Genomic DNA, 12,496 nt, shown 5'->3' with positions numbered 1-12,496 from the left:
CATACGCAGCACCCGTCCGGCCGGAACGCTTCGGCTGACGGCACCTCCGGCGGGGGCCGGAGACCTGATCCGTACCTCGTACGGCGGTCAGGAACGGTGCTGTGGAAGACCCCCGGACACCAACAGGAGCCATTGAATGGCACGCGTTTCAGGTGTCGACATCCCGCGCGAGAAGCGTGTGGAGGTCGCCCTCACCTACGTCTTCGGCATCGGCCGCACCCTGGCCAAGGAGACCCTCGCCGCCACGGGCGTGAACCCGAACACCCGGGTCCGCGACCTGGACGAAGAGGACCTGGTCAAGATCCGCGAGTACGTGGACGCCAACATCAAGACCGAGGGTGACCTCCGTCGCGAGATCCAGGCGGACATCCGTCGCAAGGTCGAGATCGGCTGCTACCAGGGCCTGCGCCACCGCCGCGGTCTGCCGGTCCACGGCCAGCGGACCCACACCAACGCCCGCACCCGCAAGGGCCCGCGTCGCGCCATCGCCGGCAAGAAGAAGCCGGGCAAGAAGTAGTCCTCAGCGGACGCTCGTCAGCGGTCTTCGCTGTAGGACCGACCACCTCCACCGGGAGTAACCACATATGCCTCCGAAGGGCCGTCAGGCCGGCGCCAAGAAGGTGCGCCGCAAGGAGAAGAAGAACGTCGCTCATGGGCACGCCCACATCAAGAGCACGTTCAACAACACCATCGTTTCGATCACGGACCCGTCCGGCAACGTGATCTCCTGGGCCTCCGCCGGCCACGTCGGCTTCAAGGGCTCGCGCAAGTCGACCCCGTTCGCCGCGCAGATGGCCGCCGAGTCGGCCGCCCGCCGCGCGCAGGAGCACGGCATGCGCAAGGTCGATGTGTTCGTCAAGGGCCCCGGCTCCGGCCGTGAGACCGCGATCCGCTCGCTCCAGGCCACCGGCCTCGAGGTCGGCTCGATCCAGGACGTCACTCCGACCCCGCACAACGGATGCCGCCCGCCGAAGCGCCGGCGCGTCTGATCAGCAATCCGCTGAGCAGGTAGGAGAAAAACAGGAATGGCGCGTTACACCGGGGCCGACTGCAAGCGTTGCCGTCGGGAGAAGCAGAAGCTCTTCCTCAAGGGGAGCAAGTGCGAGAGCGCGAAGTGCCCGATCGAGATCCGTCCTTACCCCCCGGGTGAGCACGGACGCGGGCGCACCAAGGACAGCGAGTACCTGTTGCAGATGCGTGAGAAGCAGAAGTGCGCGCGCATCTACGGTGTCCTTGAGAAGCAGTTCCGGGGCTACTACGACGAGGCGAACCGCAGGACCGGCAAGACCGGTGAGAACCTGCTCCGCATCCTCGAGTCCCGGCTGGACAACGTGGTCTACCGGGCGGGCTTCGCCAAGTCGCGCGATCATGCGCGGCAGCTGGTCCGTCACGGCCACTTCCTCGTGAACGGCGTCAAGACCGACATCCCGTCGGCCCGTGTCGTCGCGAACGACATCATCGAGGTCCGCGAGTCCTCCCGTACCCTGACCCCCTTCCAGGTGGCTCAGGGGGAGGCCGGCGAGAGGACCGTCCCGGCCTGGCTGGAGGCGATCCCCTCGCGTCTGCGGATCCTCGTGCACAACCTGCCCGAGCGCCCGGTGATCGACACCCAGGTGCAGGAGCAGCTGATCGTCGAGCTCTACTCGAAGTAGCAGGGCTCACGGTCCCGGGCGGTGCGGCATTGCGTGCCGCGCCGCCCGTACCCTTGAAGCCTCGGCATCAAATGGTGGGTGCCGAAGACTGGAGGCAATACCGCATGCTGATCGCTCAGCGCCCCTCGTTGACCGAAGAGGTCGTCGACGAGTTCCGCTCCCGGTTCGTGATCGAGCCGCTGGAGCCGGGCTTCGGCTACACCCTCGGCAACTCGCTCCGCCGCACGCTCCTCTCCTCGATCCCCGGTGCCGCCGTCACCTCGATCCGGATCGACGGCGTCCTGCACGAGTTCACCACCGTGCCGGGTGTCAAGGAGGACGTCACCGACCTCATCCTCAACATCAAGTCCCTGGTCGTCTCCTCGGAGCACGACGAGCCGGTCGTGATGTACCTGCGCAAGCAGGGCCCGGGTGTGGTCACCGCCGCCGACATCGCGCCCCCGGCCGGTGTCGAGGTGCACAACCCCGACCTGGTGCTGGCCACCCTGAACGCCAAGGGCAAGCTGGAGATGGAGCTGACCGTCGAGCGCGGTCGCGGCTACGTCTCCGCCGTCCAGAACAAGCAGCAGGGCCAGGAGATCGGCCGCATCCCGGTCGACTCCATCTACAGCCCGGTGCTCAAGGTCAGCTACAAGGTCGAGGCGACCCGTGTCGAGCAGCGCACCGACTTCGACAAGCTGATCGTCGACGTCGAGACCAAGCCCGCGATGCGCCCCCGTGACGCCGTGGCCTCGGCCGGCAAGACCCTCGTCGAGCTGTTCGGTCTCGCCCGCGAGCTGAACGTCGACGCCGAGGGCATCGACATGGGCCCGTCCCCGACGGACGCCGCCCTCGCCGCGGACCTCGCGCTCCCGATCGAGGAGCTCGAGCTCACCGTCCGCTCCTACAACTGCCTCAAGCGTGAGGGCATCCACTCCGTGGGTGAGCTCGTGGCGCGCTCCGAGGCCGACCTGCTCGACATCCGCAACTTCGGTGCGAAGTCGATCGACGAGGTCAAGGCGAAGCTGGCCGGCATGGGCCTGGCCCTTAAGGACAGCCCGCCCGGATTCGACCCGACCTCCGCCGCCGACACCTTCGGTGCGGACGACGACGCCGACGCCGGCTTCGCCGAGACCGAGCAGTACTGATCCGACTGCCTCCAGGCGTCCGCCTGGGGGGTTCCTGACACCGGTACCTGACACGGCCGGTGCAGATCTGAGGAGAAACACCATGCCGAAGCCCGCCAAGGGTGCCCGTCTGGGCGGCAGCGCCGCGCACGAGCGTCTGCTTCTCGCGAACCTCGCGAAGTCGCTGTTCGAGCACGGTCGCATCACCACCACCGAGGCCAAGGCGCGCCGTCTGCGTCCGGTCGCGGAGCGCCTGATCACCAAGGCGAAGAAGGGCGACATCCACAACCGTCGCCTGGTGCTGCAGACGATCACGGACAAGGGCATCGTCCACACGCTCTTCACCGAGATCGCCCCGCGGTACGAGAACCGCCCGGGTGGTTACACCCGCATCACCAAGATCGGTAACCGCCGCGGCGACAACGCGCCGATGGCCGTCATCGAGCTGGTGGAGGCGCTGACCGTGGCCCAGCAGGCCACGGGCGAGGCGGAGGCCGCGACCAAGCGCGCGGTCAAGGAGGCCGAGGCCAAGACCGAGGCTCCGGCCGAGGAGAAGGTCGAGGCCGAGGACACGGCGGAGGCCACCGAGGCTCCGGCCGAGGAGTCCAAGGACGCCTGACGTCCCGACCGGACGGGCCCGCACCCAGATCGCTGGGGGCGGGCCCGTCCGCGTGCTGGAGAGGATCTGGGGGTGAGTGTGGCGAGTGACGAGGTGGAGCCCGGTCTCGTCCGGGTGCGGCTGGACCTGGCCTACGACGGGGCCGAGTTCTCCGGGTGGGCGAAGCAGCGCAGCAGGCGGACGGTGCAGGGGGAGCTGGAGTCGGCCCTGCAGACCGTGCTGCGGCTGCCCGATCCGGTCGAGCTGACCGTCGCCGGGCGGACGGACGCCGGGGTGCACGCCCGGGGGCAGGTCGCGCATGTCGACCTGCCGGAGGACGTCTGGGAGCGGGAGGGCGGCAAGCTGCTGCGCCGGCTGGCCGGGCGGCTGCCCTGGGACGTACGGGTGTGGAAGGTGTCGCGGGCACCGGCCGGTTTCAACGCGCGCTTCTCCGCGATCTGGCGCCGCTACGCCTACCGGGTCGGCGACCACCAGGGCGGGGTCGACCCGCTGCTGCGGGGCCATGTGCTCTGGCACGACCGGCCGGTGGACGTCGACCTGATGAACGAGGCGGCACGCAGGCTGCTCGGCGAGCACGACTTCGCCGCCTACTGCAAGAAGCGGGAGGGCGCGACGACCATCCGCACCCTCCTGGAGCTGCACTGGGAGCGGGACGCCTCCGGGTTGGCGGTGGCGACCGTGCGCGCCGACGCCTTCTGCCACAACATGGTGCGGGCCCTGGTCGGGGCGATGCTGCTGGTGGGGGACGGGCACCGGCCGGTCGGCTTCCCCGGGGAGGTGCTGGCGGGACGGGTGCGGCACTCGGCGGTCAATGTGGTGCGGCCGCACGGGCTGACCCTGGAGGAGGTCGGTTACCCGGTGGACGAGCTGCTGGCCGCGCGCAGCCGCGAGGCCCGCAACATGCGCACCCTTCCTTTGCCGAGGGCCTGAGGCGGGGCCGCCGCCTCGTCGTCCCGGGCGGGCGTGCGCCGTGCCGGAGAGCGGCCGGGCGGACCACAGGGGTTCCGCGGGCGGGCGCCCCGGCGCCGGGCACCGCGTCGTCGCGGCGAGGCGTTCCCGTGCGGCACCGTCCGGGAGCCGCCGCGCCGGGCACGGGTACCCGTGGGGATGCCGTGGGCGGCGGGGCCGCCCCGGGCCCTTGGGTGGGGCGGCGGTCGGGGCGGCGGCTCCGCGGGCGGGGTCAGCCGGCCGGTGCGGCGGCCTCCGAGGCCATCGCCGCGGCGGCCTGGTCCTTGCCGCGCTGCACGATGCGGTTGAAGGCGTAGTTGAAGACGTCCTGGCCGGCCTGGCGGGACGCGGTGTCGGCGGAGGTGGCCGCAGCGCCGCTCTTCGGGCCGGAGATGGAGAAGTAGGCATAGCGGCCCACCGCGCCCGACTTGGCCCAGCACTTGACGCCGTGGCAGAAGTCGCCGAGCCCGCCTCCGCTCAGCGGGAGCAGGAACCTGTTGGTCCTGGCCAGTTCTCTGGCGGACGCCGCGTCCTTGAACACGGCCACGCCCACGGTGACGGCGGAGCCGCCGCGGGTGTACGTCACCCGCATCATCCGGGTGCAGCCGCCCTTGGCGAGTGCGGTGGCGAGCGGGTTTTTCGCGGCCGCGGCGCAGTCGCGGTTCTCCTTGGCGGCGGTCTTCACGTAGGAGCGGCCACCGGTGTAGTCGAGCTTCGTGCCAGGGAAGAGGGTGCCGACCCCGAGCGGGGCGGTGTCCTTGGCGGCGGTGGAGAGGAAGTCGAGCGGGCCGTAGGTCGGGGCCGGCGCAACCGCGGAGAAGGAGGGCTCGGGCGGCAGCGCGATGGCGGAGGAGGGGGCCGAGCCGGTCGCGGTCGGGGAAGGAGCGGGGCCGCTGCCGGAGCTGGCCACGGCGACCGCGACGATGCCGGCGACGGCTGCGGCGGCCAGGACGCCGCCGCCTATCAGGAAGAGGCGGCGGCGCCGGGCGCCGGCCTCCGCCTCCTCGGCGAGCGCCGACCAGTCCGGCTCCTCGACGGCGGGCGGCGTGTGCTGCGGCTGCGAGGGGCCGCGGGTGCCCTGGCCGGGCTCCGGTGGGGCCCAGTCGGCGGGCGGGGTCCAGGCGGGCTGCTGGGGCTGGTGGTCGGGCCCGCCGACGATCTGGCCGCGGAGCACCTGGCGCTGCTCCCCGGACGTGCCTGGGACGCCTTGCTGTCCCGGCGGTGCGGTCCATCCCTGGTTCGGGTTGTACGGCTGCTGCGACCCGTCAGTCATGGCGCGGATTCTATAGAGGAGGAAACCCGTTTGGCGGTGGGCGGGCGGGCTACGACAATCCCCTCATGGGACATGTGGACGTTGCGCATCTGGAGTACTACCTGCCGGACGGCCGGGTGTTGCTGGGCGACGTCTCGTTCCGGGTGGGCGAGGGCGCCGCGGTGGCCCTGGTCGGGGCGAACGGCGCCGGCAAGACGACCCTTCTGCGGCTGATCTCCGGCGAGTTGAAGCCGCACGGCGGCACGGTCGCGGTGAGCGGCGGACTGGGCGTCATGCCGCAGTTCGTCGGCTCGGTGCGGGACGACCGCACCGTGCGGGATCTGCTGGTGTCCGTGGCGCCGCCGCGGATCCGCGCGGCCGCGGCGGCGGTCGACGCCGCCGAACTGAAGATCATGGCCCAGGACGACGAGGCGGCCCAGCTGGCCTACGCGCAGGCGCTCAGCGACTGGGCGGAGGCCCGCGGCTACGAGGCCGAGACGGTCTGGGACATGTGCACCACGGCCGCGCTGGGCGTCCCCTACGAGCGGGCGCAGTGGCGCGAGGTGCGGACGCTGTCGGGCGGCGAGCAGAAGCGGCTGGTGCTGGAGGCGCTGCTGCGCGGCACCGACGAGGTGCTGCTGCTGGACGAGCCGGACAACTACCTCGACGTCCCCGGCAAGCGCTGGCTCGAGGAACAGCTGCGGCAGACCAGGAAGACGGTGCTGTTCGTCTCCCACGACCGGGAGCTGCTGGCCCGCTCGGCCGAGAAGATCGTGAGCGTGGAGCCGGGACCGGCCGGTTCGGACGTGTGGGTGCACGGCGGCGGCTTCGCCACGTACCACGAGGCGCGCCGTGAACGCTTCGCACGCTTCGAGGAGCTGCGGCGGCGCTGGGAGGAGGAGCACGCCCGGCTGAAGAAGCTCGTGCTGACCCTCCGCCAGCAAGCGGCCGTCAGCCCGGACATGGCATCCCGCTACCGCGCCTCGCAGACCCGGCTGCGGAAGTTCGAGGAGGCCGGGCCGCCGCAGGAGCCGCCGCGCGAGCAGGACATCCGCATGCGGCTGTCCGGCGGGCGCACCGGGCTGCGCGCCGTCACCTGCGTGGGGCTGGAGCTGACCGGGCTGATGAAGCCGTTCGACCTGGAGGTCTTCTACGGGGAGCGGGTGGCCGTCCTCGGCTCCAACGGTTCGGGCAAGTCGCACTTCCTGCGGCTGCTGGCCGGCGACGCCGGCGTGCGCCACGCGGGGGAGTGGAAGCTGGGGGCGCGGGTCGTGCCGGGGCACTTCGCCCAGACGCACGCGCATCCGGAGCTGATGGGGCGCACCCTCGTCGACATCCTGTGGACCGAGCATGCCCGTGACCGCGGCAAGGCGATGTCCGCCCTGCGGCGCTACGAGCTCGACCGGCAGGGCGACCAGCGCTTCGACCAGCTGTCGGGCGGGCAGCAGGCGCGCTTCCAGATCCTGCTGCTGGAGCTCGCCGGGGCGACGGCGCTGCTGCTGGACGAGCCGACCGACAACCTGGACCTGGAGTCGGCGGAGGCGCTGCAGGAGGGGCTGGAGGCGTTCGACGGCACGGTGCTGGCGGTCACGCACGACCGCTGGTTCGCCCGCAGCTTCGACCGGTACCTGGTCTTCGGGACGGACGGGCTCGTCCGCGAGCCGCCGGAGCCGGTCTGGGACGAGACGCGGGTCGTGCGCGAGCGGTGACCGAGCGTCGCGGGGCCGGCCGCGGTTCGGACGCGGGGGGCGGGAGCGGGGACGTGCCGGCGGCGGGGGCGGGCGCGCCCCCGCTGCCGCTGTTTTGACCCGAACGGGCAGGCGCGGGTATTCTGCAGGTTCGTTATGCGTATTGGCTTGCTCGTTCTCACGTGAGAGGCCGTTACGCCGGTCCACCGGGCCGATGACCAGCGTTCGCCCCCGCGGTATGCGTCGCCGCAGGCGATAGGGCTGTCGTGATCGTCCGGGTGGCCTTGTCAGGACCCACTCACTGAAGAAGCGAAGGCTACGACCGTGCGTACGTTCAGCCCCAAGCCCGGCGATGTCCAGCGCCAGTGGCACGTCATTGACGCGCAGGACGTCGTCCTGGGCCGTCTGGCGTCCCAGGCCGCGTCCCTCCTGAGGGGCAAGCACAAGCCGGTGTACGCGCCTCACGTCGACACTGGTGACTTCGTCATCATCATCAACGCCGACAAGGTGCACCTCTCCGGCAACAAGAAGCAGCAGAAGCTCGCCTACCGTCACTCGGGCTTCCCGGGCGGTCTGCGTTCCGTCCGCTACGACGAGCTGCTCGACAAGAACCCCGAGAAGGCCATCGAGAAGGCCGTCAAGGGCATGCTGCCCAAGAACAGCCTGGGCCGCCAGATGCTCTCGAAGCTGAAGGTGTACGCGGGTGCGGAGCACCCGCACGGCGCCCAGCAGCCGGTTCCGTTCGAGATCAGCCAGGTCGCGCAGGGCTAGTCCCGGCCACCACCGACACAGAAAGCATCTGAGGAGCATCGTGGCCGAGACCACCCCTGAGACCCCTCTCGTCGAGGACGGCGAGATCGTGGAGACCATCGAGATCCCGGAGGAGTACACCTCCGAGTCCCTCGCCTCCCGCTTCGGCGAGCCCCAGCCGGCCGCCGGCACGGGCCGCCGCAAGGAGTCCGTCGCCCGCGTCCGGATCATCCCGGGCTCCGGCAAGTGGACGATCAACGGTCGCACCCTTGAGGAGTACTTCCCCAACAAGGTGCACCAGCAGGAAGTCAACGAGCCGTTCAAGATCCTTGAGCTCGACGGCCGTTACGACGTCATCGCCCGCATCAACGGCGGCGGCATCTCCGGCCAGGCCGGTGCGCTGCGCCTGGGCGTCGCCCGTGCGCTGAACGAGGCGGACGTCGACAACAACCGCGGCCCGCTCAAGAAGGCCGGCTTCCTGACCCGCGACGCGCGCGAGATCGAGCGCAAGAAGGCCGGTCTGAAGAAGGCCCGCAAGGCGCCGCAGTACAGCAAGCGCTAAGCGTCACGCGCACTGCGCTGCAGGTACGCCCCGGAGGCACGTCGTGCGTCCGGGGCGTACGCGTTCCGGGGGCACAGGCGTATAACCGGATGAACGCCCGGCGGGTTCGGGGCGGAGCACGGCAACATCTCGGAGGAAAGACGTGGGACGACTCTTCGGTACGGATGGTGTGCGCGGTGTGGCGAACGCCGATCTGACAGCCGAGCTCGCGCTCGGACTGTCGGTCGCGGCGGCGCACGTGCTCGCCGAGGCGGGGACGTTCGAGGGCCATAGGCCGGTGGCCGTGGTCGGACGGGATCCGCGGGCGTCCGGAGAGTTCCTGGAGGCCGCCGTGGTGGCCGGGCTCGCCAGCGCCGGCGTCGACGTGCTGCGGGTGGGCGTGCTGCCGACACCGGCCGTGGCGTATCTCACCGGCGCGCTCGGCGCGGACCTGGGCGTGATGCTCTCGGCGAGCCACAACCCGATGCCCGACAACGGCATCAAGTTCTTCGCCCGGGGCGGGCACAAGCTCGCCGACGAGCTGGAGGACCGTATCGAGTCCGTCTACGAGGAGCACCGCACCGGGGCCCCCTGGGACCGCCCCACCGGCGCCGGGGTGGGCCGGGTGCGGGAGTACGACGAGGGGTTCGACCAGTACGTCGCCCATCTGATCGCCGTCCTGCCGAACCGCCTGGACGGACTGAAGATCGTCCTGGACGAGGCAAACGGCGCCGCGGCCCGCGTCTCGCCCGAGGCCTTCGCCCGGGCCGGCGCGGAGGTGGTCACCATCGGCGCCCAGCCGGACGGCCTCAACATCAACGACGGCTGCGGCTCCACCCACCTGGACCTGCTCAAGGCCGCCGTCATCGACCACGGTGCGCACCTCGGCATCGCCCACGACGGCGACGCGGACCGCTGCCTGGCCGTGGATCACGAGGGCAACGAGGTCGACGGCGACCAGATCCTCGCCGTGCTGGCCGTCGCCCTGCGCGAGGTGGACCGGCTGCGGAAGAACACCGTCGTCGGCACCGTCATGTCCAACCTGGGCTTCAAGCTCGCCATGGAGCGCGAGGGCGTCGAACTGGTGCAGACCGCCGTCGGCGACCGCTATGTGCTGGAGTCGATGAAGGAGCACGGCTACGCGCTCGGCGGCGAGCAGTCCGGCCACGTGATCATCCTCGACCACGCCACCACCGGCGACGGCACCCTCACCGGCCTCATGCTGGCCGCCCGCGTCGCCTCCACCGGACGTTCCCTGGCCGAGCTGGCGGCCGTCATGGAGCGGCTGCCGCAGGTGCTGATCAACGTCAGGGACGTCGACAAGAGCCGTGTCGAGTCCTCCACCGAGCTGTCCGAGGCCGTGGCCGAGGCGGAAACCGAGCTCGGCGGCACCGGCCGGGTGCTGCTGCGCTCCTCCGGCACCGAGCCTGTGGTCCGCGTCATGGTCGAGGCGGCGGACATCGACCACGCCCGCTCCGTGGCGGGCAGGCTCGCCGACGCGGTGAAGTCCGCGCTCGGCTAGGCCGGGCGCGACACCGAACGCCGCCTGCGCTGCATCGCCCAGAAACCCTTCTGGGCGAGCAGCGTCAGGACGCCCGCGATGACGATGCCCGCCAGGTTGACGCCCAGCTGCGCCGAGGAGCCCCACAGCTCGCGATAGTCGCCGTAGGACAGCGCGAGGGCGGCGTTGGCGGCCGCCGGGACGGTGGTCACCGAGATCGCCACGCCGACCAGGGCGCCGGACTTGGCGGAGGTCAGCGACAGGATTCCGGCTATCCCGGCGAGGAACGCCACCACGAAGGAGCTGGCGTCCGGCTGCCAGATGAACGAGGTCGACGGATGCGGCGCCGTGAAGTCGGTCACGCTGAAGACGCCGAGGGCGTCCATCAGGTAGTTGAATCCGCCGGTGAGCACCATACCCACCGGGAAGCCCACCAGCAGCGCCGTCAGGGAACGCCGGGCCAGCCGCCCGCGACGCTGGACCAGGCCGGTGCACACACCCGCCAGCGGACCGAATTCGGGGCCGACGACCATCGCACCGACGATCAGGATCGCGCTGTCCAGCATCACGCCGCAGGCCGCAAGCATCGTCGCCAGGGCCAGGAACGCCAGGTAGGTGACGGTGAGGGTGGACTCCTCGTGGGTCGCGTCGGTCAGCGACTCCCACAGCACGGCGTCCGCGCTTTCCCCGGGTGCCTCCTCCTCGGCCTTGTCGGCGCGAGCCGACAGTGACAGATCGATGTGCTCCACCGCGATCGAGCCCGTGTCGGCGACGCCCATGCGCCGCAGCGCCCGCAGTAGTTCGTCGCCCGCCTCACGCGCCACGTCGCACATGACGATGTCCCCGCGCGGGTTGAGGGCCGCTCCGGGCAGCACGGCGACGTGGGTGGCGCCGACGGTCCCCTCGAGGAGGGACACGACGTCGCCGGTGCTCCCCTGCGGGACGATCATCCTGAGATGCAGCATGCGGGGCAGGCTACCCCGAGGTCCGCGGACTACAGTTTGCGCAGTGAGAGCCTTCTCACCTTGTGGTCGGGGCCCTTGCGCAGGACGAGGGTGGCCCGGCCGCGGGTCGGGAGCACGTTCTCCAGCAAGTTGGGCTGGTTGATGGCGCGCCAGGTGTGGCGGCCGTACTCCATGGCCTCCTCCTCGGAGACCTCGGTGTAGCGGTGGAAGTACGACAGCGGGTTCTGGAAGGCGGTCTCACGCAGCGTGCGGAAGCGCGCCAGGTACCACTGCTCGATGTCCTCGGTGCGCGCGTCCACGTACAGGCTGAAGTCGAAGTAGTCGGCGAGCGCGACCCGCGTGCGGCCGTCCTTGCCCGGCAGGGCGGGCTGCAGGACGTTCAGGCCCTCGACGATGAGGATGTCCGGCCTGCGGACCACCAGCTCCTCGTCCGGCACGATGTCGTAGATCAGGTGCGAGTAGACGGGCGCCCGCACCTCGTCCTTGCCGGCCTTCACGTCGGCCACGAAGCGGGTCAGGGCGCGCCGGTCGTACGACTCGGGGAAACCCTTGCGGGACATCAGCCCGCGGCGCTCGAGTTCGGCCTTGGACAGCAGGAAGCCGTCGGTGGTGACCAGTTCCACCCGCGGGTGCTCCGGCCAGCGGGCCAGCAGCGCCTGCAGGATGCGCGCGGTGGTGGACTTGCCGACCGCGACGCTGCCGGCGATCCCGATGACGAAGGGCGTGCCGGTCTGGGAGCCGTGCCCCTCCCCGGTGTCGTCGAGGAAGGTGTTGACCGCGCCGCGCAGGCCGTGGGTGGCGCCGACGTAGAGGTTGAGCAGCCGCGACAGCGGCAGATAGACGTCGATCACCTCGTCCAGGTCGATGACGTCGCCGAGGCCGCGCAGCCGCTCGACCTCCTCGGCGGTGAGCGGCAGCGGGGTCCGGTCGCGCAGCGCGCTCCACTCGGCCCGCGTCAGGTCGACGTAGGGCGTGGGCTCGGCGCGGCGGCGGGACGGGTGAGGCGTGATGGTCGGCGGCACGGACTCATTGTTGCGCCGGGGTGAACGGCACTCGCGCCGGGGTCGTCCCGACCGCCGCCTGCCGGGTCTGCCGGGTCTGCCGCGCCGCGGATCCCGAGGTCGGGGGAGGGCCCGGAGCCGATGCCCGCTGTTGTGCGGGGACCCGCTCGTGGGGCTGGTCGCGGCCGACCCCGGTAAGGGGTGCGGTCGCTGATGCCGTTGCTGGGCCTCGGCATGCTCATGGGCTTCGACGTGGAGCGCGGTGTGCCCGGCGTGCTCGGCGCGACGGGCCTGCCGCCGGACGTCGTGCTGGTCATGCCGCTCCCCTTCACCTCCGGCGTCTCGCTGCGGGCCGGCACCGTGCCCGGCCGGCTGCGGGCGTCGGCGGACGTGAACCCGGTCACCCGCCTGGCCGACGCCGTACGGGGGCCTGCTGACCGGCTCCGGTCCGCTCGCCGGGCCGGTCGTGTGGT

At 71.2% G+C, this 12,496-nt stretch carries 13 protein-coding genes; 10 read left to right on the top strand and 3 right to left on the bottom strand.

Going from position 1 to position 12,496, the window contains the following annotated elements; all coding sequences use genetic code 11:
• The first annotated feature begins 136 nt into the window (after positions 1–136).
• From rpsM to truA, 6 genes are all read left to right on the top strand, one after another.
• On the top strand, positions 137–517 hold the full coding sequence (gene rpsM, locus AC3ET4_RS00155) for a 30S ribosomal protein S13 (RefSeq protein WP_361800616.1): 381 nt from the start codon (positions 137–139) through the stop codon (positions 515–517).
• 67 nt (positions 518–584) lie between these two features.
• On the top strand, positions 585–989 hold the full coding sequence (rpsK, locus tag AC3ET4_RS00150; protein WP_018558890.1) for a 30S ribosomal protein S11: 405 nt from the start codon (positions 585–587) through the stop codon (positions 987–989).
• 36 nt (positions 990–1,025) lie between these two features.
• Positions 1,026–1,652, top strand: a complete 627-nt coding sequence (gene rpsD / locus AC3ET4_RS00145) for a 30S ribosomal protein S4 (RefSeq protein ID WP_431944447.1) — start codon at positions 1,026–1,028, stop codon at positions 1,650–1,652.
• Between the two features lie 104 nt (positions 1,653–1,756).
• A complete protein-coding gene (locus AC3ET4_RS00140; RefSeq protein ID WP_431944445.1) occupies positions 1,757–2,779 on the top strand; it encodes a DNA-directed RNA polymerase subunit alpha in 1,023 nt (340 codons plus the stop codon).
• Between the two features lie 82 nt (positions 2,780–2,861).
• Positions 2,862–3,377 (top strand): 50S ribosomal protein L17, encoded by a 516-nt coding sequence (gene rplQ, locus AC3ET4_RS00135; RefSeq protein ID WP_431944444.1) that lies wholly within the window; start codon positions 2,862–2,864, stop codon positions 3,375–3,377.
• A gap of 72 nt (positions 3,378–3,449) precedes the next feature.
• Positions 3,450–4,307 carry a tRNA pseudouridine(38-40) synthase TruA gene (gene truA, locus AC3ET4_RS00130; protein WP_431944442.1) on the top strand — a complete coding sequence of 286 codons (858 nt, stop codon included), beginning with the start codon at positions 3,450–3,452 and terminating at the stop codon, positions 4,305–4,307.
• Between the two features lie 250 nt (positions 4,308–4,557).
• On the opposite strand, the gene AC3ET4_RS00125 is transcribed toward truA, so the two are convergent.
• Positions 4,558–5,598 (bottom strand): hypothetical protein, encoded by a 1,041-nt coding sequence (locus AC3ET4_RS00125; RefSeq protein ID WP_431944440.1) that lies wholly within the window; start codon positions 5,596–5,598, stop codon positions 4,558–4,560.
• Positions 5,599–5,663: 65 nt separating this feature from the next.
• Between AC3ET4_RS00125 and AC3ET4_RS00120 the strand changes: the two genes are divergently transcribed.
• The 4 genes from AC3ET4_RS00120 to glmM all read left to right on the top strand — a co-directional run bounded on the left by AC3ET4_RS00120 (position 5,664) and on the right by glmM (position 10,078).
• Positions 5,664–7,286 carry an ATP-binding cassette domain-containing protein gene (locus AC3ET4_RS00120; RefSeq protein WP_431944438.1) on the top strand — a complete coding sequence of 541 codons (1,623 nt, stop codon included), beginning with the start codon at positions 5,664–5,666 and terminating at the stop codon, positions 7,284–7,286.
• Positions 7,287–7,589: 303 nt separating this feature from the next.
• Positions 7,590–8,036 carry a 50S ribosomal protein L13 gene (gene rplM, locus AC3ET4_RS00115; protein WP_361800595.1) on the top strand — a complete coding sequence of 149 codons (447 nt, stop codon included), beginning with the start codon at positions 7,590–7,592 and terminating at the stop codon, positions 8,034–8,036.
• Between the two features lie 40 nt (positions 8,037–8,076).
• On the top strand, positions 8,077–8,577 hold the full coding sequence (gene rpsI, locus AC3ET4_RS00110) for a 30S ribosomal protein S9 (RefSeq protein ID WP_319140461.1): 501 nt from the start codon (positions 8,077–8,079) through the stop codon (positions 8,575–8,577).
• Between the two features lie 142 nt (positions 8,578–8,719).
• Positions 8,720–10,078 carry a phosphoglucosamine mutase gene (gene glmM / locus AC3ET4_RS00105; protein ID WP_431944435.1) on the top strand — a complete coding sequence of 453 codons (1,359 nt, stop codon included), beginning with the start codon at positions 8,720–8,722 and terminating at the stop codon, positions 10,076–10,078.
• Here glmM and AC3ET4_RS00100 read toward each other — a convergent pair.
• Both AC3ET4_RS00100 and coaA read right to left on the bottom strand, forming a co-directional pair.
• Positions 10,075–11,022, bottom strand: coding sequence for a DUF389 domain-containing protein (locus AC3ET4_RS00100; protein ID WP_431944433.1), 948 nt, complete (start codon positions 11,020–11,022; stop codon positions 10,075–10,077). The two genes, glmM and AC3ET4_RS00100, sit on opposite strands and share 4 nt — an antisense overlap.
• Before the next feature lie 29 nt (positions 11,023–11,051).
• Positions 11,052–12,044 (bottom strand): type I pantothenate kinase, encoded by a 993-nt coding sequence (coaA, locus tag AC3ET4_RS00095; RefSeq protein ID WP_431944431.1) that lies wholly within the window; start codon positions 12,042–12,044, stop codon positions 11,052–11,054.
• Positions 12,045–12,496: the final 452 nt, after the last annotated feature.

The organism is Actinacidiphila sp. bgisy167 (assembly GCF_057707665.1).
Note: the sequence above shows the minus strand (reverse complement) of the source record. Positions and strands in the feature narration are given on the sequence as shown.